The 21,489-nt window shown below is 70.3% G+C and carries 20 protein-coding genes and 4 pseudogenes; 11 read left to right on the top strand and 13 right to left on the bottom strand.

The genetic code is table 11. The annotated features are described in order from the left end of the window. Window positions 1-246 precede the first annotated feature (246 nt). A complete protein-coding gene (locus ACGFYP_RS02765) occupies window positions 247-414 on the bottom strand; it encodes a hypothetical protein (RefSeq protein WP_393485609.1) in 168 nt (55 codons plus the stop codon). Window positions 415-532: 118 nt separating this feature from the next. On the opposite strand from ACGFYP_RS02765, the gene ACGFYP_RS02760 reads away from it, so the two are divergent. The 4 genes from ACGFYP_RS02760 (at window position 533) to ACGFYP_RS02745 (ending at window position 2,774) form a co-directional block, all read left to right on the top strand. Then, a complete protein-coding gene (locus ACGFYP_RS02760) occupies window positions 533-1,390 on the top strand; it encodes a hypothetical protein (protein ID WP_393485607.1) in 858 nt (285 codons plus the stop codon). 199 nt (window positions 1,391-1,589) lie between these two features. Further along, on the top strand, window positions 1,590-1,916 hold the full coding sequence (locus ACGFYP_RS02755) for a hypothetical protein (protein ID WP_393486019.1): 327 nt from the start codon (window positions 1,590-1,592) through the stop codon (window positions 1,914-1,916). Next, on the top strand, window positions 1,864-2,412 hold the full coding sequence (locus ACGFYP_RS02750; protein WP_393485605.1) for a C39 family peptidase: 549 nt from the start codon (window positions 1,864-1,866) through the stop codon (window positions 2,410-2,412). Before ACGFYP_RS02755 ends, ACGFYP_RS02750 begins: the two co-directional genes overlap by 53 nt. Before the next feature lie 200 nt (window positions 2,413-2,612). Next, entirely contained in the window at window positions 2,613-2,774 is a 162-nt protein-coding gene (locus ACGFYP_RS02745; protein ID WP_393485602.1) for a hypothetical protein, read from the top strand. A gap of 134 nt (window positions 2,775-2,908) precedes the next feature. On the opposite strand, the gene ACGFYP_RS02740 is transcribed toward ACGFYP_RS02745, so the two are convergent. The 3 genes and pseudogenes from ACGFYP_RS02740 to ACGFYP_RS02730 form a co-directional block, all read right to left on the bottom strand. Then, window positions 2,909-3,676, bottom strand: a complete 768-nt coding sequence (locus tag ACGFYP_RS02740) for a dienelactone hydrolase family protein (RefSeq protein ID WP_393485600.1) — start codon at window positions 3,674-3,676, stop codon at window positions 2,909-2,911. 110 nt (window positions 3,677-3,786) lie between these two features. After that, window positions 3,787-4,047, bottom strand: a complete 261-nt coding sequence (locus ACGFYP_RS02735; protein ID WP_393485598.1) for a hypothetical protein — start codon at window positions 4,045-4,047, stop codon at window positions 3,787-3,789. 250 nt (window positions 4,048-4,297) lie between these two features. Further along, window positions 4,298-4,432 (bottom strand): annotated as a pseudogene (locus tag ACGFYP_RS02730) (hypothetical protein); the annotation flags it as partial. A gap of 617 nt (window positions 4,433-5,049) precedes the next feature. Between ACGFYP_RS02730 and ACGFYP_RS02725 the strand changes: the two are divergent. From ACGFYP_RS02725 to ACGFYP_RS02715, 3 genes are all read left to right on the top strand, one after another. Further along, window positions 5,050-6,837 (top strand): ABC transporter ATP-binding protein, encoded by a 1,788-nt coding sequence (locus ACGFYP_RS02725; protein WP_393485595.1) that lies wholly within the window; start codon window positions 5,050-5,052, stop codon window positions 6,835-6,837. Window positions 6,838-7,033: 196 nt separating this feature from the next. Further along, window positions 7,034-7,633: a TerD family protein gene (locus ACGFYP_RS02720; protein WP_393486017.1), complete on the top strand. Its 600-nt coding sequence runs from the start codon at window positions 7,034-7,036 to the stop codon at window positions 7,631-7,633. 250 nt (window positions 7,634-7,883) lie between these two features. Then, on the top strand, window positions 7,884-9,602 hold the full coding sequence (locus ACGFYP_RS02715; RefSeq protein ID WP_393485592.1) for a lamin tail domain-containing protein: 1,719 nt from the start codon (window positions 7,884-7,886) through the stop codon (window positions 9,600-9,602). A gap of 131 nt (window positions 9,603-9,733) precedes the next feature. On the opposite strand, the gene ACGFYP_RS02710 is transcribed toward ACGFYP_RS02715, so the two are convergent. The 3 genes and pseudogenes from ACGFYP_RS02710 to ACGFYP_RS02700 all read right to left on the bottom strand — a co-directional run. Continuing rightward, window positions 9,734-10,978 carry a DUF418 domain-containing protein gene (locus tag ACGFYP_RS02710; RefSeq protein WP_393485590.1) on the bottom strand — a complete coding sequence of 415 codons (1,245 nt, stop codon included), beginning with the start codon at window positions 10,976-10,978 and terminating at the stop codon, window positions 9,734-9,736. 112 nt (window positions 10,979-11,090) lie between these two features. Next, window positions 11,091-11,673 (bottom strand): annotated as a pseudogene (locus tag ACGFYP_RS02705) (TerD family protein). Between the two features lie 111 nt (window positions 11,674-11,784). Continuing rightward, window positions 11,785-12,135: pseudogene (locus ACGFYP_RS02700) on the bottom strand (TerD family protein); the annotation flags it as partial. A 486-nt stretch (window positions 12,136-12,621) separates the two neighbouring features. On the opposite strand from ACGFYP_RS02700, the gene ACGFYP_RS02695 reads away from it, so the two are divergent. Continuing rightward, a complete protein-coding gene (locus ACGFYP_RS02695) occupies window positions 12,622-14,376 on the top strand; it encodes a phosphatidylglycerol lysyltransferase domain-containing protein (protein ID WP_393485588.1) in 1,755 nt (584 codons plus the stop codon). Window positions 14,377-14,424: 48 nt separating this feature from the next. Here ACGFYP_RS02695 and ACGFYP_RS02690 read toward each other — a convergent pair whose 3' ends face one another. Further along, on the bottom strand, window positions 14,425-14,952 hold the full coding sequence (locus ACGFYP_RS02690) for a hypothetical protein (protein WP_393485586.1): 528 nt from the start codon (window positions 14,950-14,952) through the stop codon (window positions 14,425-14,427). A 324-nt stretch (window positions 14,953-15,276) separates the two neighbouring features. Between ACGFYP_RS02690 and ACGFYP_RS02685 the strand changes: the two genes are divergently transcribed. Both ACGFYP_RS02685 and ACGFYP_RS02680 read left to right on the top strand, forming a co-directional pair. After that, complete coding sequence (locus tag ACGFYP_RS02685) at window positions 15,277-15,957, top strand: response regulator (RefSeq protein ID WP_393485584.1); 681 nt, start codon at window positions 15,277-15,279, stop codon at window positions 15,955-15,957. Then, entirely contained in the window at window positions 15,954-17,075 is a 1,122-nt protein-coding gene (locus tag ACGFYP_RS02680) for a sensor histidine kinase (RefSeq protein ID WP_393485582.1), read from the top strand. The genes ACGFYP_RS02685 and ACGFYP_RS02680 overlap by 4 nt, the downstream gene beginning before the upstream one ends. Window positions 17,076-17,105: 30 nt before the next feature. Here ACGFYP_RS02680 and ACGFYP_RS02675 read toward each other — a convergent pair. Then, window positions 17,106-18,018: pseudogene (locus ACGFYP_RS02675) on the bottom strand (DNA polymerase III subunit alpha); the annotation flags it as partial. 6 nt (window positions 18,019-18,024) lie between these two features. Then, window positions 18,025-18,690 (bottom strand): alpha/beta fold hydrolase, encoded by a 666-nt coding sequence (locus tag ACGFYP_RS02670; RefSeq protein WP_393485580.1) that lies wholly within the window; start codon window positions 18,688-18,690, stop codon window positions 18,025-18,027. 171 nt (window positions 18,691-18,861) lie between these two features. Between ACGFYP_RS02670 and ACGFYP_RS02665 the strand changes: the two genes are divergently transcribed. Then, window positions 18,862-19,221, top strand: a complete 360-nt coding sequence (locus ACGFYP_RS02665; RefSeq protein ID WP_393485578.1) for a hypothetical protein — start codon at window positions 18,862-18,864, stop codon at window positions 19,219-19,221. A 202-nt stretch (window positions 19,222-19,423) separates the two neighbouring features. Here ACGFYP_RS02665 and ACGFYP_RS02660 read toward each other — a convergent pair whose 3' ends face one another. From ACGFYP_RS02660 to ACGFYP_RS02650, 3 genes are all read right to left on the bottom strand, one after another. After that, window positions 19,424-19,819 carry a hypothetical protein gene (locus tag ACGFYP_RS02660; RefSeq protein ID WP_393485576.1) on the bottom strand — a complete coding sequence of 132 codons (396 nt, stop codon included), beginning with the start codon at window positions 19,817-19,819 and terminating at the stop codon, window positions 19,424-19,426. A 743-nt stretch (window positions 19,820-20,562) separates the two neighbouring features. Then, complete coding sequence (locus ACGFYP_RS02655; protein ID WP_393485574.1) at window positions 20,563-20,805, bottom strand: cytochrome P450; 243 nt, start codon at window positions 20,803-20,805, stop codon at window positions 20,563-20,565. A gap of 9 nt (window positions 20,806-20,814) precedes the next feature. Beyond that, the gene (locus tag ACGFYP_RS02650) at window positions 20,815-21,207 is read right to left on the bottom strand and encodes a hypothetical protein (RefSeq protein ID WP_393485572.1); all 393 of its coding nucleotides are present in this window, start codon (window positions 21,205-21,207) and stop codon (window positions 20,815-20,817) included. Between the last annotated feature and the right edge of the window lie 282 nt (window positions 21,208-21,489).

Below are 21,489 nucleotides of genomic sequence, written 5' to 3'. Positions count from 1 at the left end.
TTGGGGACCACACGGCATGCACGATGGTGCGCGACAGGCCGCCACGTGCACTCTCTGCGACCGGATTAAGTCTGCTATATCCGGAAAATACCGCCTACCCCTACATCTGGGGGTCAAGGGGTCGCAGGTTCAAATCCTGTCGTCCCGACTTTTCGAAGTCGCAGTTCAAGGGCCGTTTCAGATCACTCTGAAACGGCCCTTGATCGTTTTTTGGGGACCGCGTGGGGACCAACTCGCCTTGACCGGTCAGTGGGCGACCACGATCCGGCTCGGCAGGGACCGGGGCGCGCGGAGCCCGCTGAGGTGTGCTGAGAGTGCGGCGCCGACGGTGGTGATCTTGTACACGTCGGGGTGCAGGTACCGCTGGGTGGTGGCCAGCGAGCCATGGCCGACGATTTTACGGAGGACGTGCACCTGGACCCAGGCGTCGGCGAACCAGGTGAGTCCGGTGAACGTGCGCGTCGGGCGCGAGGCGTACCGGCGTAGGGGCAGATGGCCTGGTCATTAGCCGCCCGCCGACGATGACCCCTCCGTGCTCGAAGTAGCGTGCTTCAACGCGGACGGGTCGATGGCCACCATGTGCGGCAATGCGCTGCGTTGCGTGGCATGGACGGCCGAGTGCGACCAGGGATTCCGTACGATGCAGCTCCGGATGGCCGGCCTCATGCACGAGGCCGGCGTCGACACCGACTCCGCGTGGGTCACGGCTGAAGCGGGCGCCATTCACCCCCGCGTCTTGCAGACGGTCATCAACGGCAGGCCGACCTGGTTCGACAGCGCGCATACCGGCACTGAACACGTCGTCGGCGTCGTCGTCATCGCCACCATGCGCGGCCTCGTCGCCAAACGTGAGGTCACTGTCCACAACCTGGCCGGTGAGCCTTTCACCGTCCGCCCGCACGACGGCCACCCGAATCGGGCCGCCTGGGTTGGCGGGCCAGTCACCCAACCTTCGAAGGGGTACTCGCATGACCCTCTATCTCGACCCCAGCCCAAAGCGCGCGGCGTACAAGGCCACCGAGGAACTCCGTACGTGGGGGCAACCGGCGGGGCCTCGGCGTCGCCCTCATCTAAGGGCCGGTGTCCGCTGAAGACAGGCGTGCCGTACTGCGGCAGCGGAGTCGCGGCCCCTGCGGTTGCCGCGGACAAGATCCTCTGCGAGCGGGTCATGCTGACCCTCGGCGTCCCGACGCCCGGCTGGCGCGTCTGGTCCGGCGGCCCGGCGAACTGGGCCGGCCAGGCCGTCATGGTGAAGCCGCCCTTCGGCGGGTCCAGCGTGGGCATGAGCCTCGTCCGCGACGCGGACGACCTGCCCCGCGCCTTGGCGGAGGCTGCCGGCGAAAGCGACGAAGAGGTGCTCGTCGAGGACTACGTGATCGGCACCCCGTGACCGTGGGCATGCTGGAGCTTCCCGGCGGCTCGGTCATCGTCTTCCCGCCGCTGACCACCGAGGCGACCGATGCCGACTTCTACGACACCGACACCAAGCTCGACATGGACTCCAAGGGCGCCGTCACCCTCCGCGCCGCCGAACTGGAGACCGTAGCACTGAACCGGATCGCCAGGGATGCCCGGACACTTGGGACGGGATCGGGCTGCGCGGCTCGGCCCACATCGACTTCATCGTCACCGAGGACGGCGACGCGTACGTGCTGGAAGTCAACAGCACGCCGGGCATGTCCCGTGGCAGCACCTTCGCGGTCGGGGCGGCGACGGTCGGGCTCACGCACACGGATGTCGTACGGGTGATGCTTCACGAGGCCTTGGCCCGGCCGCCGTACGATATCCCCCCTGCCCACTCCCGTGTTCTCCAGCACCACGGCGACGCGGAAGGCTGCCGTCTCCCTGTAGGAGCATCCCACTGTGCCGCGCGTCCACGATGTCCCCCTGTGCCGACAGCTCATCGACCCCGCTGAATGGGATCTACACGGCGGGTGGGCACTTGGGGACAGGATCGAATGGTCCAACCGGGCGTGCGGCTTGGCGTCGTTGAGAGCGATCCTGCTCGCCTACGGGCGCGAGGCGCCCACGGTGACGGAACTCCTGAAGCTCGCCGTGAAGCACGAGGTTCTGACTCCGCGTGGAGCGCTGCACGCCGGCATCGCGAACCTGGCGACCGAGCTGGGGGTACCCTCCCTGGCGGAACCCGTCCCCGTTGAAGACCTGCTCGGCCGCCTCGATGACGCCCCCCTCATCGTGTCCGTTACCGGGCAGTTCCCCGACGACGGCCGAACGGGCGGTCACCTCGTCATTTTGTACGGTTATGACGACGGCCCCGAGCCGGTGATCCTCTTCCGAGATCCGTCCACTTGGGGCCAGTCACATGATCGAGTCCCCCTCAGCCGCCTGTCCGCTTCCTACACGGGGCGCGCGATCACCTTCGCGCCCCTGCTCGACAACGGAGACGGCTGATGCCCGAGACGGACGGCGACACCGCCGAGGCCGCAGGCGGCCGAAGGATCGCAGATGCTGCAGCTGGGCGAGGAGGCGGTGGAAGCGCATCGCTCGGTCGGGTAGTTCGCCGCCGAGGTCGGCGTCGATCTCGTCCTCGCGATTGGCGAGATCTCGCGAAGCAGCTTGCCCTCGCAGCCGGGGCCGCAGGAGTGCCCGAGGTGGCCATGGTGGGCGACAACAAGACCGCTGCGGCCTTCCTGCACACCGTCCTTCAGTCAGGGGACAAGGTGCTCGCCAAGGCGTCGCGCGGCGGCCAGCTCTGGCAGATCGCCCAGTCCCTCACGGGCCAGCCCGTGACTGACCTGTCCGGTCGCCACTGACTTGAGAGCCGCCGCCAGCGAGCAGACGACGTTTGCCACCTGCGGTATTTGCTGCGGCAGTTGCGTACGCGTTTCCGCGATCGACCATCCGCCCGGCTGCGGTTCTGCTGTGCGGACTTGAGGGGAGGGGACCGTCAGTGCCCGGCGCCAGCATGCATACCTGGGTCATGCCCCAGACCCTCCGTCACGGGCAGGCACTCGGCGAGCAGGTCGACGACGTCGCGCCAGGCTCGCTGCGCGTGCCGTGGGTGGTAGCCGACGCCGGGGACCGTGGGGTGGTCGACCGGCGGGTGGTGGAAGGCGTGCAAGGCGCCGCCGTAGACCGCGAGGCGCCAGTCGACGCCCGCGGCCTGCATCTCAGCGGTGAACGCATTCCGTTGCGCGGGCGGCATGATCGGGTCTTCCGACCCGACCCCGGCCCACACCGGGCAGCGAATGCGCGCCGCCTCGCCCGGTCGGCCCGTGGTCAGTGCGTTGACTGTCCCGATCGCGCGCAGGTTGACGCCGCCGCGCCCGAGTTCCAGCCCGACGGCGCCTCCGGTGCCATAGCCGACGGCGGCGATCCGGTCGGGGTCGGTCCGCGGTTCGGTGCGCAACACGTCGAGCGCCGCATGGCCGATGCCCCGCATCCGGTCGGGATCAGCGAGCAGCGGTAGGCAACGGGCCAGCATCTCCTCGGGGTCGCCCAAATAGCGCCCGCCGTGAAGGTCGAAGGCCAGTGCTACATACCCCAGTTCGGCGAGGGCATCGGCCCGGCGGCGCTCGACGTCGCTGAGCCCCATGCCCTCTGGTCCGAGCAGTACCGCGGGCCGGCGGTCGACACCGGCCGGGAGCGCGAGGTGCCCGATCATCGTCAAACCGTCGGCCGGGTACTCGACCGTGCGCGTCGTAATCTTCGTCATGAGACTGGACTGTAGTGATCGTCGAGCCCGGTCCGGCCGCCGTTCTGCCGCTGGCAGAAGCGGTGCTTGCCTACCGCGGCTGGTCGGCGCCAGCTACCGGTGCGAGCGCATCACGCAGCTGTTGGATCCGTTGGAAGTGCAGACCGGTCATGCCGACTGCGGTCGCCGCGGTGACGTTCGTGAGGGTGTCGTCGATGATACAGACACCGCGACGCGGGAACCCCGGCTCGCTGGGCGGCGATCTGATAGACACGCGGGTCGGGCCTGGCCACGCCGATCCGCGCGGTGTTCACGACGGAGTCCACTGCGTGGGTCAGCCCCAGCTGGGCGAGCTCGGCTTCCAGCCGGGTGGTGGCGTCGGAGTCAAGCACGACAGGAACCCGCCGACGCGCCGCTGACAGCAGGGCCAGGACGTCCCCGTCAACCCGGCCGATCAGCGCCCCCCAGGCGGCGGAAGGGGCATGCGCTCTCTCCGCTGATCCGCATGCCTAGGCAAGTGATCCGCATGCCTCGGCAAGATCCTCTGCTACGGCCGAACGCGACTGTTCGGGACACAGCCTGCGACGTGACCTCGCCACAACGAGACACGACCAGCGCGGGACACAGCGAGTGCGGAAACAAAACCGGGCCCGGCCGGAAGAGGCTGATGTCGGCGATGACGTCCTGCGGGTCGCGGGGCTGGAGCCTGCCGACCAGGTCCTGCTGGCCCGGGGACTCCAGCTGGAACATCCCAACGGTGTCGGAGTCCTGGATCATAATCCGCAGGCAAGGAACGCAAGCGAGTTGTGCTCCACTCACGCGCTCGGATGCGCGAGGCGGCAGCGGGTTGTGCTCGAGTACGGCGGCAACTTCGTGGCCTACATCGACGACGACCCCGGTGTGCGCTACCGACACCAACGGTGAGGACCTCGACCGGCTCATCGTACAGACGGACCGGGACACGGTGTTGTACGTCGTGGGCGCTGTGAGCTTGGGACACCAGCGATGACAGCGTGCGCTGGGGGTTCCAGCCACTTGGCGGGGGTGCAGCCGACGATCGTCGGATGGCCGACGGAAGGCATGGGCTTCCAGGCTGGTGACATGACAGAGCGTGCGCAGAAGCTGGAGCCCAGCGCTTCCCATCGGCCGCCGGCCGGAGCAGGGGAACGTTGGGCAGCGCAGGAGCGCGCTCTGGGAGTTCCTCGGCATGGCGCTCGTGGCGAGCGGCCTCCGTCGGGCTGTCGTCAGCCCTGACCTGCGTGCTGCCGTTGTGCACACGATCGCCGCGACGGCCGTCGAGCTCGCGCCCTGAGTCGAGCGCCACAGCCCGGTTCGGACCGATGCCCGCCGCTGCTGACGCGCTGCGCGGGAGATCACGTACGAAAGGAATCTTTGTGAACACCGCATCCGCCCCGGAGACGACGGGTGCCGAGTCCCTGCGCGTCCGCGAGACGCTCAAGGCGCTGTACGGGTATGTCCGCCCGCACCGGTGGACCGTCGTACTCGGTCTGCTGTTGGCGCTGGTGGGGGCGGCCGGCGGGCTGTTGCAGCCGCTGGCCACGAAGGCGCTGGTCGACCGGCTCTCGTCCGGTGGCACGATCGCCACCATCCTGCTGGCTCTGACCGTGCTGGTGCTGCTGAGCACGGTGGCCGAGGCGTTCGGTGCCTATGTGCTGGAGCGGACGGCGGAGTCGGTGGTGCTGGCCGCCCGGCGCGGTCTGATCGGCCGGCTGCTGCGGCTGCGGCTCTCGGCCGTGGACCGGATGGAGCCGGGCGATCTGATGTCCCGGGTCACCTCCGACACCACGCTGCTGCGGGCCGTGAGCACCCAGGCGGTGGTCAACGCCGCGACCGGGGCGCTCACGCTGGTCGCGGCGGTCGTGGTGATGGCCTTCCTGGACGCCGTGCTGCTCGGCGTCACCCTCGCCGTGGTCGCGGTCGTCGGGGCGGGTGCCGCCCTGGTGATGCCCAAGATCGGGCAGGCCGCCGAGCGCTCCCAGGCCGCGGTCGGCGAGATGTCCACCGGCCTGGAGCGGGCCTTCGGCGCGTTCCGTACGGTGAAGGCGTCCGGCGTCGAGGAGCGGGAGACCGCCCGCGTCGAGGCGTCGGCCCGGCGTGCGTGGCGCAACGGCGTGCGCGGCGCGAAGTGGGAGGCCCTGCTGGGTACGGCGGACAACCTCGCCGTCGAGCTGGCGTTCCTCGCGGTGCTCGCGGTCGGCGGGGCGAGGGTGGCGTCCGGGGACATCCCCGTCTCCACGCTCATCGCCTTCCTGCTGTACCTGTTCTACCTGATGGAGCCGGTGTACAAGCTGGTCGAGGCGGCCTCCGCGTACCAGGAGGGCGCGGCCGCGATCTCCCGTATCAAGGAGGTGGACCGTCTGGACGCGGAGCCGCCGGCCACGTACAGGCCGGTGCGGACCGAGGTGCGTCCGGCGTCGGTCCGCTTCGAGGACGTGTCCTTCCGCTACGGGCCAGGGCTGCCGTACATCCACCAGCGGGTGGACTTCGAGGTGCCGGGCGCCGGGATGACTGCCTTCGTCGGGCCTTCGGGCGCGGGCAAGTCGACGGTGTTCTCGCTCATCGAGCGGTTCTACGAGACGACCGGCGGGCGCATCCTGGTCGACGGCACGGACATCCGGCAGTGGCCGCTGTCCGAACTGCGGTCCGTCATCGGGTACGTCGAGCAGGACGCGCCGGTGCTGGCCGGCACGCTGCGGGAGAACCTGGTCTTCAGCGCGCCCCGCGCCACGGACGACGACATCCGCGACGTCCTCGCCCGGACCAGGCTCGACACCCTCGTCGAGCGTCTCCCGCACGGCCTGGACACCCTGGTCGGGCACCGCGGTTCGAAGCTGTCCGGCGGCGAGCGCCAGCGCGTCGCGATCGCCCGCGCGCTGCTGCGCCGGCCTCGGCTGCTACTCCTGGACGAGGCGACGTCACAGCTCGACGCCGTCAACGAGCTGGCGCTGCGGGACGTCATCGCCGAGACGGCTGGCGCCACCACCGTCCTGGTGGTGGCGCACCGCCTGTCGACGGTGACGGACGCGGACCGCATCGTCGTCATGGACGCCGGCACGGTCCGCGCGATCGGCACCCACGAGGAGCTGGTGGCCGAGGACGAGCTGTACGCACAGCTCGCCGCGACCCAGCTCCTGGTTCCGGCCGAGCGCCCCGCCGTGTGAGTGGAGTGCCCAGCCGGTCTGCCCCCGCCATGCGGTGGGTGCAGACCGGCTGGGTGGCGGAGCGGCGCCCGACAGCCGTCGGATTCCGGCGCACCGGGCGGCGCGTGAGGCTGAGGACGGCGCCCGCGTCATCCGGCGGTCCGCTCCTGCATGCTCTCTGTCCGCGACCTCACCCGGAGTCCACGTGCCCGTCCACATGGCCAAGGGCCGGCAGGTTCCCCTGCACACGGCGGACGGCCGCCCGCTCAACCTGGTGCGGATGGGGATCGGCTGGCGGTCCGCTCCGCACCCCGGTTCGCTCGGGCCCTGCCGGCACGGCCGCCTCAGCAGCTTCGCCCTGCTGTACGGCCAAGGCCGGTTTCTCGACACCGTGTTCGCAGAGAACCCAGCCCACCCGGACGGCTCCATCGAGCACATCGCCGGCCCCGTGGTGGAGGACATCGCGGGTGACGGGGACCAGGAGTCGTTCGTCGCCCGTCTGTCCCGGCTGCCTCCCCACGCGGACCGCATCGTGTTCGCCGTCAGTTCTTTCCACGGCAGCACCTTCGAGACCGTGCAGAGCGCACACTGCAGGGTTGTCGACGAGCGCCTGGGCCACGGAGCTGGCCCGGTACGCGTTTCCCGCCCACGGGCGTCACACAGCGCTGGTCATGACGGAGATGACCCGCGCCGACGGCGCCTGGACCATGACGGCCCTCGGTGCTCCGGTGGCGTGCACCACCTTCGCCGACCTCCTCCGGGCAGCCGAGGCGCGATCCGGTCGGCCCACGTGCTCAGCGGCCCCGAGGCCCTGTAGCAGGACGCTGCCGAGCACACCAAACGCGGGGGTCGCCGCCCAACAGATGCTTCCTGTCAGGGATATGGCGCCGCACCGGCGCCCGGCGCACACTGTGCAACGCGCGTAGAACCGACACGCGGAGGAAACCCTCCGGTCCTTCGCGCGCAATCCGGCATGCATAGAACCGCCCTGCCGCCACGGCGTGTCCCCCACAGACCCCGTGCGGTGTTCCGCGAACCGTCCGCAACCGCTCGCGAAAGGTACCCCCATGTCACCTCCTCGCATACCTGCCAGACGCCCCCGTCGCACCGCCGAGCTCGGCACCGCCTGCCTGGCCGCCGCCGTGACGCTGGCAACGTTCACCACCGCCCCTACGGCGCAGGCCGCCGCCTCGGTTCCGTCGCAGGGATCGCCGACGCAGCTCGACGTCGGCAACTGGAACGTCGAGTGGTTCGGCGCGCCGAACTACGGCCCGACCGACGAGGCGCTCCAGCAGCGGAACGTCCGCGACGTCATGGCGGGCGCCGACATGGACGTGTGGGGGCTGTCCGAGGTCGTCAGCATCTCGGCGTTCACCACCCTCGTGGCGGGCATGCCCGGGTACACCGGGGTCGTGGCCAACGACCCGATCGTGACGAACGGAGCCCAGTACTACTCGGACTTCGGCAACACCGAGCAGAAGGTCGCCCTCGTCTGGCGCTCCAGCATGGCCACCCTGGTGAGCGCGAAGGTGATCCTGACCGACCAGAACAGCAACTTCGCGGGCCGCCCGCCGGTGGAGTTCACGTTGCGTGGCACGTTCGACGGTGTCACCCGTGACCTCGTCTTCATCGTCCTGCACGCGAAGGCAGGTTCCACCCAGGACGCGTGGAACCTGCGCAACCCCGCGTCGCAGGCCCTGAAGTCCTACCTGGACACGACCTACCCCACGCAGAACGTCTTCGTCGTCGGCGACTGGAACGACGACGTCGACACCTCCATCACGTCGGGGAAGGCATCTCCGTACGCCAACTTCGTGAACGACGCGGCGCGCTACACGTTCCCGACGCGCGCCCTCTCGCTGGCGGGCGTGGCGTCGACGACGGGCTACCCGGACTTCATCGACCACCAGCTCACCACGAACGAGGCGCACGCCAAGTACGTCGCGGGCTCGGCGAAAGCCTTCCAGCCCCAGAGCTATGTCCCGAACTACGCGACGACGACGAGCGACCACTACCCGGTGCTGGCCCGCTACGACTTCGCCATCGGCGGTGGCGGCGGCGCGAACCAGCGGCCCACGGCCTCGTACACGCCTTCCTGTACCGCTCTCACCTGCACTTTCACCGACGGCAGCACCGACTCAGACGGCACCGTCGTGAGCCGCGGTTGGAACTTCGGCAACGGCCAGACATCGACGGCGACGAACCCGACCGTGACCTACGCTGCGGCCGGAACCTACGCGGTCTCGCTGACGGTGACGGACAACGGCGGAGCCACCCACACCACGACCCAGAACGTCACCGTCACCTCCGGCGGCGGCCCCGCCAACGTCTTCATCAACGAGGTACTGGCCAACGAGCCGGGCAGCAGCACCGCCGGCGAGGCCGTCGAGATCGTGAACACCGGTGGCACGGCCATCAGCCTCGCCGGCTGGACCCTCCGGGACGGGACGGCAGTGCGCCACACGTTCGCGGCGGGTACGACGCTGCAGCCCGGCAAGGCGATCACCGTGTTCGGCGCGGCCTCGGCGATCCCCAGCGGCGTCGTCGCGGTGGCGGCCGGCACCGGCGGCCTCAACCTGTCCAACGGCGGTGACCAGGTCATCCTGCGGGACGCGACCGGAGCGACGGTCCAGTCGCTGACCTACACCTCGAGCCAGGCCGACTCCGACGGCGTGTCCCTCAACCGAAGCCCCGACGGCTCGGCGACCGGCGGCTGGGCCAAGCACAACACCATCAGCTCGCTGACCAGCTCGCCCGGACGGCACGCCGACGGAACGGCCTACTGACCCCCGGTCCACCGGCTCGGCTGCGAAGTGACCGCTCAGCACGGTACGACACGGGGTCGAGGTGAGCGGGCCGCGGGAGCCGTCGCGGCCGGGGCGGGCGGGCCGTCGAGGACCGCCCGCCCCGGTCGGCGTCAACGGACGTACTTCGCCGGCTTGGTGACGGCGTTGAGCAACGCCTCCAGCGGTCCGCGGCGGAAGAAGCGGGACCACACCGCGGCGAACACGATCGCCCCGAGGATGAACGTGAGCACGGGGATCCAGGACGTCTGGGTGCTCTCGCCCGCCGATACGCCGAGCATGGACTGGGCGAGGAAGTGGCCGACGTAGGCCGTCAGGGACATCGTGCCCACGGCGATGACGGGCTTCGCGAGACGGCGCAGGCGCGGCAGGCGGTCCATGAGGACCGTCGCGCCGACGATCACGAGGATGGCGACGCCGACGCTGCCGATGATGTCGAAGGTGGTGCCGCTGTGCGGTCCGGCGGACAGCAGTTCCGAGGCCGCCCGCTGGGGGGCCTCGAACGATCCGACGTCGAAGGACGACGCCTTCTCGAACCCGGAGGACGACTTTCCGCCCTCCGCCGTGCTCCGCAGAGCGTCCTTGCCCGCCAGGAGCAGGGAGAGGCCGTACGCGCCGGCGGCCAGGGCGGCGCCGAGGGCGGCCAGGCGACGCTGGACGGAGACGGCCGACAGGTCGAGGCGGGCGAGGGCCATGCCGGCGACGACGAACGACATCCAGGTGATCGTCGGGTAGAAGCCGGTGAGCAGCAGGTCGAGGACGCCGACCTCGCTGATCTTCTTGAGCGGGTCGTAGGCGTCGATGGTCTGCTGGACGGACTCGCTGAGCAGCGAGTTCAGGAAGAACGCCAGCTGGGGTGTGACGAGCGCGAGCCCGGCCGCGGTGATCGCCAGTGCCTTGGCCGACAGGCGTAGCAGGGGCAGGGCGAGGAGGAAGTACACGCCGTAGAAGCCGAGGATGATCACGCCCCCGTACTCCATCGCCAGCACGCTGCCCAGGGCCAGCAGGACCACGGCGCGGATCGCGATCCGGACCTTCGCCTGCCGGCCCGCCAGGCCGGTCTTCGGCTCACGGCGGCCGGCGATCAGCATCAGCGAGAACCCGGCGAGGGTGGCGAAGAGCACCGACGAGTGCCCGTCGGCCAGATACCGGACCCAGGTGCCGACGCCGTGCGTGGACGACAGGACCGGGCCGATGTGGACGATGTACATGCCGAACACCGCAAGCGCGCGGGCCAGATCCACCCCGACCAGGCGCCCCATCGAGGGTTTCCCGGCGGCCTCGGACGAGGTACGGAGTCCTGGAGGGGAGTGCTCCTGCGGAGCCGACATCGCCTGCGGCGGCTGTATCTGTGTCATACGAGGAATCTCCCGGCGAGGTGGGGAGGCGGACCATCCGGCAGGTTTCGGTGGCACCCCCGCCGACCGGCCGGGACCATCCCGCCGACCGGCGGGCCGGGGGCGGGCGGGCTCAGAGGTGGCGGTCGATGGCGGGCAGGAGGTCTTGGAAGGTGGCCCCGGAGGCGGGTTCGCCGATCGCGGTCAGCTGCCACGCCCCGTTGATCCGGGAGATCTTGGCCATGATCTGGGCGGTGTGGGAGCCGCCGCCGGACAGGGTGTAGCGGGCGAGCTCGGCCCCCGTCGATTCGTCCACCAGGCGGCAGTAGGCGTTCTCGACCTCGCCGAAGGTCGCGCCGGTGTAGGGGGTTGACGGTGAAGACGATCTGGTCCACTTCCGCCAGCATCCGAGTGAAGTCGACCGTGATGGACTCGTCGTCCCCCGGCCCGTCGCCGCCGACGCGGTTGTCGCCGGAGTGCTTCACGGCACCGAAGATGCCGGTCAGGTGCTGGAAGTAGACGACCTCCACGACCCGCCGGCCCGCGTACAGGACCGCGGAAGCGTCGAGGCCGATCGCCGCGGGACCCATCAGTCTGCCGAGGAGGCCCGTGCGCGTCCTCGCCTGCCAGCCCAGCCCCATCCGTACGTGGCTGAGGGGGGTCGTGTCGGACTTGGTCAGGCTGATCCTTTGGCCCTTGGTGAGGTTGATGGACATGCGGAACTCCCGGGGTGGGTCGAGGCGAAGGGTGTGGCCGGGCTTGGACGGCGCCCGGCGGGGAGGGCCCGCCGCCCGCACGCGGAGGGGATGTCCACGCGAGGGGTGGGCGCGGGCGGCGGCATCGTGGATGGAGACCGGAAAGACGATCTTCGCCACGTCGGCGGGCACGGTGGCGAGGTCCACCTTGATGACCTCGTCGTCGCCGTCGCCTGCCCCGGTGAGGTTGTCGCCGGTGTGCTCGACCGAACCGTCCGGGCTCGTGAGGTTGTTGTAGAAGACGAAGGACGCGTGGGAGGAGACCTTGCCGCTCTCGCCGCACAGCAGCGCGCTCGCGTCCAGGTCGTAGTCGGCGCCCGTGGTGGTGCGTACGTCCCAGCCCAGGCCGACCCGGACCGCGGTGAGGCCCGGAGCCTGCTTGCTCAGCGAGACGTTGCCGCCCTTGGACAGCGAAACACTCATGACGTTCTCTCCTGACGTGGGTGCACTCGAAGAAGGGACCGCATGCTCCTCGGGACCGGATGGTCCCGTCGGCACCGGATGCGATGAGGCGTGGCAGGGGTCTAGTTGCCGATGGCCGTGGCCAGAAGAGTGATCAGTACGGCGACGACCGCTGCGACGGCACCGGCGAGCAGGGTCCGGCTGGTGGCCGACATGGGGCGCTCCTTGCTTCTGCTCCTGGCCGACGCACGGCCACGGCGAGCGGACACGGGCACGGGATCATCCGTCCGTCGGACAGGGCCGACGCTCACGGCGTCCCGGCTTGCATGTCCCCAACCTCGTCGATGCCTCGGGGTCGCCCCCCGCCGAGCAGCGGGAGGCGCATCCGCCGCTTGGCGGCGGTCACATGCCGGGACCGCCGCCGCTCCGCCACCCCGCCACCTGGCGGGGTACGTGTGGCCGGTTGCCGGATGGTGAATCCTCCGGATCCTCACGAATGTCGTAGACGTGACTGCATCGACGACTCCGCCGACCGCCGCCCTGAAGCCTCACCCGACCGTGGTGACACCACGGTGCCGTCGCGCGGCGGCCACAGCGAGCGTCTGGTACCTGCGTGTCATCGCTCTGCTCAATGTGCTGGCGGTGCTGTCCGTTCCCCTGCGCGACCGGGTGCGGGAACACAACGAGGGCGAGCACTTCACCCCGTACCTGCTCACCGCCGGCCTGGTGTCCGCGATCCTCGCCCTGGGCCTGGCCGTCGCCATGCGCAGGCGCAAGCGCGCGGCCTGGATCTTCAACACGGTCCTCGCCGCACTGACCCTGTCGGTCATGGTCCTCTGGCTGTTCGTGCCCGGCGAGGAACCCGGCTTCCGTCAGCACGGGATCAACTGGGCCTCCGCCGCGCTCACCGCCCTCTTCCTGCTGGCCCTGCTCGTGGGGCGCGCGGAGTTCACGTCGAAGGGCGACCGCTCCAACCCGCGGACCGCGTTCGCCACCCTGGTCGGCGGTACGGTCCTCGGCAGCGCGCTGGGGGTGGCGCTGGTGCAGGCCACCGGCACCGGCGCGGGAGCGGGCCTGTCCGATCGCCTCGGCTACGTCCTGTCCCGCTTCGTCACGCTGGACCCGTCCGAGAAGGCCGCCCGCCTCGTCCAGGTGCCCGGCTGGGTCGACGGGACGCTCAACGTGACGGCGGCGCTCGTGTTCCTGAGCGTGCTGTACGTGGCGTTCCGCAGCCCCCGGGGCCGGGTGATGCTGACCGAGGACGACGAGGCCCGGCTGCGCACCCTCCTCGACCGGCACGGCGAGCGGGACTCCCTGGGCTACTTCGCCCTGCGCCGCGACAAGGCGGCCGTGACCTACCGCGTGGTCAACGGCGTCTCCCTGGCCTCCGGCGACCCCGTCGGAGACCCCGAGGCATGGCCGGGCGCCATCGACGCCTGGCTCGCCGAGGCACAGGCACACGCCTGGGTCCCGGCCGTGATGGGTGCGTCCGAGGAAGCGGGCGTGATCTACGGACGACACGGTCTGAGCGCCCTCGAACTGGGCGACGAAGCCGTCGTGGAGATCGCGGACTTCACCTTGGAGGGACGCGCGATGCGCGGGGTTCGCCAGGCACACAACCGGGTCCGGCGCGCCGGCTACAGCGTGCGGGTACGCCGCCACGAGGACATACCCGGGCCGGAGATGGCCCGTCTGGTGGCCGACGCCGACCGCTGGCGCGACGGGGCGACCGAACGCGGCTTCTCCATGGCGCTCGGCAGGTTCGGTTCGCCGGACGACGGGCGCTGCGTGATGGTCGAGTGCCACGACGCCCACGACGAACTGCGCGCGCTGCTCAGCTTCGTTCCCTGGGGGAGCAAGGGACTCTCGCTCGACCTGATGCGGCGGGACCGCGACAGCGACAACGGCCTGGTGGAGTTCATGGTGATCGAGCTGCTGCGGCAGGCGGGTGATGTGGGACTGGCCCGGGTCTCGCTGAACTTCGCGATGTTCCGGTCGGTCTTCGAGCGCGGAGACCGCCTGGGCGCCGGACCCGTCCTGCGGGTGTGGCGCACCATCCTGGGGTTCTTCTCCCGCTGGTGGCAGATCGAATCGCTGTACCGGACGAACGCCAAGTACCGCCCGGTCTGGGAACCCCGTTTCGTCCTCTTCCAGAAGAGCTGCGAACTGCCACGGATCGCCCTGGCCGCCGGCCGCGCGGAAGGCTTCGTCACGACACCGGGCCTGCCCGCCCTCTTCCGGCGGCGATCGCGCGCCGCCTGACGTGCGGCGCCTCGCTTACGGACGGTCTCTCACGGGACCGACACGGCCCTACTTGATGAGGGCGTTGGCCACGACGACCACGAGTCCGAGGAGCGCGTCCACCGCGCCGATCCGCAGGGCGGAAACCCAAGTGCGGCCGGCGGCGCGGGCCGCGAGCAGGCCCCAGGCGAACAGCAGGACCACGTTCACGGCGAAGACCACGTACTCGACGCCCTCCGAGGGCCACCATCCCCAGGCCGCGCCGAGCAGCAGGAGCAGCGTCGGCGCCGTCGCCGCCACCAGCGGCCACTCGGACAGCAGCAACCGCACCCCGGCGCGTACACCGTGGTGGGTCCGGTCGCCGCGCAGGGCGATCAGATGGGCGTAACCGTGGGCCAGGGCCGAGGCGACGGCCGTGACCAGGAGCCACTGGGCGCTGGTGAACCGGTCGGCCGCCGCCGTCTCCCCCTGCTCCGACAGGGCGGCCACCATCGAGCTGGCCAGCACCGCCCCGTACACACCCCCGAACAGCACATGGGGACGCACGGCCAGGCGGCGCAGGGCACGGACGGACTGACGCGGGTATGAGCCGGGCATGGCGGGACGGTCCTCGAAACGGTACGGACATCGGCTGCGGCCCTCGGACTCGGCGCGGGGCCACGGACCGATCCCACGGTACGAGCACGGCGGGCGCCATCCGCCGAGCCTCGCCCGCCGGCCTGCCGACCGGCCGGAGCGCACCCCCCGAACGGCTGGAGCCGACCCGCCAGGTGTCCACAGTCGGTGGGTGATCATGTCACCGCGTACCCTGCCCGGCGTACGGTCGACGTCAGGCGAACCCGTACGAGCACGCGGGATTCCCGAATGAACGGGTCGCCGAGCAGCGGGACAGCGCAGACGAGAGTGTGAGGCGGGACGCCGGTGATCCGGGTAGTGGTGGTGGACGACGAGGCCCTGGTGCGGTCCGGTTTCCAGATGATCCTGAACGCGTCCGACGGCATCGAGGTCGTGGCGACCGCCGAAGGGGCGCAGGCTGCCGACGTGATCCGGCGCGAGCGGCCGGACGTCGTGCTCCTCGACATCCGCATGCCGGACGTGGACGGCCTGACCGTGCTGCGGCAGATCCAGACGCTGCCCGACCCGCCGCACGTGGCCATGCTGACCACCTTCGACACCGACGAGTACATCCTGACCGCACTGCGCTCGGGAGCCTCTGGCTTCCTGCTCAAGGACACCGAGCCCGAACAGCTCGCCCAGCTGGTCCGCACCCTGGCCGCGGGCGGCGTCGTCATGTCGCCGAAGGCGTCACGCGCCCTGCTCCGCAGCCACCCGGGGGCCGGAGCACCCCATGACGCGGACATCTCGCGCGTCGGCCTGCTCAGCGACCGGGAACGCGACGTCCTCGTCCTGATCGCCGAAGGACTCTCCAACGCCGAGATCGGCACCCGCATCCACCTGAGCCAGGGCACCGTCAAGGACCACGTCAGCTCGATCCTCACCAAACTGCGGGTCACCAGCCGCGTCCAGGCCGCACTCCTCGCCGAGCGCGCCGGACTTCTCACCCGCAACGACGACGACACGGCAGGGAACGACGGACGATGAGCACGGGTCGGGCACTGTGGCGGCGCGTACCGCCCTGGGCCGTCGACACGGGGCTGGTGGCGCTGGCCGCGCTCGACGCCTGGATCAACCTGCTGGGCGAGGGCACCCCGGTGATGTGGGCCTGCGCGGCCGCGGGCTCCGCCGGCCTGCTCCTGCGCAGGCGCTTCCCACTGGCCGTCTTCCTGCTGACCCTGCCCATGACCCTGTTCATGGACGTCGCCGTCGCGCCGATCGCCGCCCTGTACACACTCGCCGCGTCCACCCGCAACCGCCCTCTGCTCGCCGGCTGTGCCCTGCTGAACGCCACCGCGGCCACCCTCCTGTGGCCGCTGTCGGACGCGTTCGACGGCGACCGGACCTGGACGCTCGTCCAGTTCGTCTACACGCTGGCCACGGCCTTCGCCCCCGTCCTGTTCGGCCAGCTCGTGCAGGCCAGGCACGACGTCGCCCGCCGGCTCGTCGAGGTCAAGGAGGCCCGGGAACACGAACGCGCCCTGTACGCCCAGACCGTCCTCGCCCGCGAACGCGCCCAGCTGGCCCGCGAGATGCACGACGTCGTCTCCCACCAGGTCAGCCTCATCGCCGTCCAGGCCGGAGCCCTGCAGATGGCCGCGAAGGACCCCGACGCCCGCGAGGCCGCCCGCACCATTCGCACCCTGAGCGCGAACACCCTCGACGAACTCCGCCACATGGTCACTCTGCTCCGCGCCTCCGGCGGCAAGGCAACCGAACTCACCCCCCAGCCCACCCTCGCCGACCTCCAGCAGCTCATCGCCAACAGCGGCATCGAGACCACCCTCACCGGAGAACTTCCTCCCGGCATCAGCACCACCGCCCAGCGCACCGTCTACCGCACGGTCCAGGAAGCCCTCACCAACGTGCGCAAACACGCCCCCGGAGCCCGCGCCGACGTCCACCTGCGGCACGACACACACCACTTCGCCGTCACCGTCACCAACACCGCCCCCACCCGCCCGACCGTCGCCCTCCCCAGCGCCCGCCACGGCCTCATCGGCCTGAAAGAACGCGCCGAACTCCTCGACGGCACCCTCACCGCCGAACCCACCCCAGACGGCGGCTACAAGATCGAACTACGAGCTCCCGCCCGGTCCGACTGACCGCTTCAACATGCCGAACTTGACAGGGAACCGCAGGGCGTGGCGGGCACGGTAGGTCTCCGGCATGCCGGAGACCGCGCCCCGCTCACGACCGAAGCGATCGGTGATCCGGTCGCAGACCTCCAGGCGGCGCGCGGACTCCACGTCGCCGTCGATGTCCGGCAGCGACGCCCGCCGCTCGGAGAGGTACCGCTCGAACAGCAGGTGATGCTCCAGCGGATTCCCGGTGGCCACGAACACGCTGTGGTGCACCATCGAGTCGGCGCCGGAGTCGCGGGCGGCGACCCGGATCCCCATGTGCCGTACGTCTGCGACAACCTGTGCGGCCGCGAGGAAGTACGCCGCGTTCTTCAGGCGGCCGATGATGCCGAGCTCGTAGTCGAGCTGGCCCATCGCCGTCTGGTCGAGGTCGAGGCCGCGGCCGCGGGCGGCCATCCCGACCTCGCATCGCTGCCGCAGCAGCCGCATCGCACCGCCCGGTGCCGGATCGGCCCCGAGGATGGTCGGTTCCGGGAAGTGCGGGGTGCCGAGGCCGGGGTCGGTGACGGGGTCGACGACGCGATATGCGGATGCCGAGCCGGTCCGCGAGCGTGAGCGTGCGTGCGGCGTGGCGTACGGAGCCGGGCCCCGTGCCGGGCAGGCCCCTGCAGACGATCTCCAACCGGAGGTTCGCCCCGGCGAGATCCCGCCACGGCCCAAGGAGCCGCTCGGCGACATCCAGTCGCCCGGCGGCGAGCGGCCGCAGCGGCTCGGAGGCCGGGCCAAGGAGGGTCGTCAGTCCGTCGCTGGCGTACTGCCGCAGCGCGGCCCAGTCGGCGACCGGCGGCCCGCCCGCGGCTCCCACGACCTCGGCGTGAGCGGCGGAAACGATCCGGCACAGCCGCCCCCAGCCCGCCGCGGACTGGGCGAGGAGGGTGATCCGCAGCGGCGCCTCCACCGCATGAGGCGGTCACCTCTGGAGGTACCCCTCCAACAGGTCCGCCAGCTCGTTCGGCCTGCTGAGCGCGACGCAGTGGCCGCCGCTGATCTCGTCGGGCACGATGCCCAGGCGCGTTCGCGCCAGGTCGCGGAAGAACTCGGGCGGGAAGAAGCGGTCGTCCTTGCACACGATGAACTTCGTGGGCAGGTCCGGCCAGACCGTCAGCGGCCAGGGCTCGCTGCCGGCCCGGGAGGATTCCTCCCGCTCCCTGCGCATGGCCTCCTCGGCCAGGTGGCGTGGGACGTCATGGTAAAAGCTCTCGAAGGGGTCCTCGATGGTGGACAGGCCCGCAGCGTCCCTGGCCCGGTTGCAGCCGGTCGCCTCCCACCAGTCGTCCGGCCGCTCGCCCGGGACAGGGATCATTCCGGCAAGTAGAACCAGTACCTCGACCGGGAGTCGGTCGGCCACCAGTGGCGCCGTGAACGCGCCGTAGGAGTGGCCGACGACCACGAGATTTCGCCGCTCGCCGACTGCCTCGACGACGGCGTCGGCGTAATCGCTGAGCCTCGCAGAAGGCTGGTCCGACGGTAGGTCCGGGGCAACGGTCTCATGCCCGCGCGAGCGCAGCTCGGCTTCGAGGAGATGCCAGGCCCAGCCGCTGTCGCCTCCACCGTGGATGAGTACGAAGGTTGCCATGCTCCATGTATACCTAGCGGAGTTGATTACCTCACCCGACGTTCAGGCGAAGCCTTCGCGGTCAAGATCCCGTGGCGCACACTCAACCTTCAGCAGCGCAGGGGGGCAGACCCGTCTGGCTGTCGGTGTGGCGTCGTCCGTCAGAATTCGAACAGACGTATCACTCTTGTTGTGGCTGAAACCCTCCCGACTGATCTGATCGACGCCCAGAGGCGTCTCCACCAAGCGCGCGCCAAGTACGCGGTGCTGTGCCAGTCCCTGCCGTGGTCGGTCGAGCCGATCCCGGGGTGGCCCGGCGAGGTGCACCCCCATACCGGCGTCGTCACCGGCGGCCGGCAGGAAAGCCCGGGCTGCACCCCGGAGCAGGACGCGGAGGAGAGGCGGCTGTGGGCCGTGGTGCGGGAGCTGTCGATCGAGGTCTCGACGCATCCGTACCGGGCGACCCTGGAGAAGGATGGGGGCCTGGTGCAGGCCCGCATGGCGCTGAAGAGTCACCCCGAGGCCGCGCTGGAGGTCGTCGCGGCTGCGTAGGAGTGGCTCCGAGAAGGGGCTGTCGACGTTCCCGGCGTTGGGGCTGAGCGACGTCTGTTCCCCGTGGGGGAGCCTCGGGGTCGACATGCCGCCACCGCCCGGAAACGCGGCGGCGGCGGCATGGCCTGGGGTCGTCGTACGGGCTGCGCCCCGGTTCTCGCAGGGCGTGGCCACGGGAGAGCTGTCCTGCTTCCGGCGCGGGTCAGCGCGGGAACGCGTAGCGCGACAGGCAGGAGCCGGCAGCCTTCTCGATGGCCCCGAGTGCCTCCGCCACCTCCAACACCGGTGTGTCCTCCAAGGAGATGATCCGGGCCGCGACCGGCACGGACGAAGCGATCACGTCCTCCAGCTCCCGGGCGACCCTCAGCACGGCCGGCGGCTGCTCCTCCATGAGCTCGTCCTGGCGCGCGCGAAGGAGCTGGAGTGCACCGGTCACATCCGGCGGCAGGGGAATTTGGCCTGCGGCCACCTCGTCCATGTGACCGTTCCAGTCCTCGTACGGGCCGCTGGTGTCATAGGCGTACGGGCCGTCCTCGCGGCGGACCTGTTCCCAGTCGATCGGGTAGGTCGTCCCGCCGCGCCAGCCGCACGCGCGCACCGGCCCCGCATCGATGTCGCTGTCGGCCGGGTTCCGGTGCGTCGGGGTAGGCCCCCCGCGTTGCCATGCGGAGCCCCCCTCAGAACCGGACGTTCGCCTCTTGACGCATTCGGTTCAAGCAGGTCACAAGGGCTACGCGTTCGGTCGACAAACAAGACGTTCCAGGCGTGGAATCGAGACCCTCGGAGACATGGCCTCGTAGTCCTACCTCGGACACCAGCCGCAAAGTAGCGATCCTGGGTCAGGCAGGCGTCGCCTGAGCGCCTTCAGGTCCAGGGCGGCCTCCAGAGCGCGGTGTTCTCCCCAGCTCCGTCGTCCGGCACGACAGCCCGCCATGGACCCCGCCGTCACTGCCGCGCTCCTCACCACCCCGACGGCGGTCATTGCCGCCGCGGCCGCATACGCAGCCGGACGCGCCCAGGCACGAAGCGCGTACCGGTCCGTGGGCGGCTTCGAGCAGATGCGCGGGCCGGCAGCTGTCCTCGGACTCGAAGGACCCAGCCATGTCGCACACGCCGCAAAGCAGGTCATGCAAGGTGCAGTGGAAGCGCGTGAATTTCAGTACCGCCGCAGCGCGCTCGCAGCGTGGGGCAGGTTGGCTGGCGACCGCGAACGGCTAGTGCTGTCGAATGCACACTTCTTCTCTGAACCAGGGCTCGGGCTGCCACAAGGGACCCACGCGGCCCTACCAAGGCCGCGTGTGCCGGCGGTAGGTGGTCTGTTCTGGTGGTGCCGGGGCTTGGTCAGCGTGGTGTGGGGGTCATGAGGAGTTGTTGGGGGCGTTCGACCGTGCCGACGTGGGGGCGGATCGGGTGGTTGGTGGAGGGGTGCAGGTGCAGGCGGGTGAGGACGGCGGCGATCAGGAGGGTGAGTTGGTGCAGGGCGTAGTGGTCTCCTGCGCAGCGATGTCGGCCGGCGCTGAAGGGGAGGTAGGCGTCTCTCTGTTCAGGGGGCAGGCGGTCGGGGTGCCAGCAGCTCGGAAGCATCAACTGCGGCTAGGTGCTCGCCAAAGCCTCGATCACCTGATCCAGCTCCTCTGGCTGGACCGCGAGCAGGATGGGCCCGCCAGACGATTCGCAATCCACGATCCGGGATCTCGGGTTCAAGGACACCGCCTCACGCAGGGAGGGCGACCGAACCCCCATCTGACGCAAATCGGTCGGCAGGGCGGCTTCCTGCTTACCCAGGGAAGCTTTCCAGACTAGGGGGCCCGGACCAATCATCAGACGTCCCGCCCGCCAGCGAGTGCTCTGAGCAGACCACTTGAGCATGCAGGGCACCCCGGCCACTTCGCCGGTGGCGATCGCGGTTGACCTCTGCTGCTGCTTCCGGCGCATCAGCCACCCGACGAAAGCTGCGACAACTGCGAGAAACGCTAGTTCGATCACGATCGCATTTAACCAGGCGAACTGGTCGGATGGAGCACGTGACCAGCAGCAAGCCCCCACACGGAACCGACCGGCACATGCGCGGGTGCGGGTGTGGAGCTCGGACGCCTGGAGCAGCAGGCCGTTCTCTCATCCGTGAGAGGGCGGCCTTTCGTGCGTCCGAGGGCGTGGTGGTCGCGGTGTGGTCGAAGGGCTTGGTCGTGGTGTGGTCGCAACGACCGGCCCGGGCAGGTTCCGCTTCGGGGGCGGTCCTCTCCTCCTCGCGAAGCCCGGCGTCTGGGA

It is taken from the genome of Streptomyces sp. NPDC048370, assembly GCF_043200825.1.
Classification (GTDB): domain Bacteria; phylum Actinomycetota; class Actinomycetes; order Streptomycetales; family Streptomycetaceae; genus Streptomyces.
This window is presented reverse-complemented; position numbering and strand designations above follow the sequence as displayed.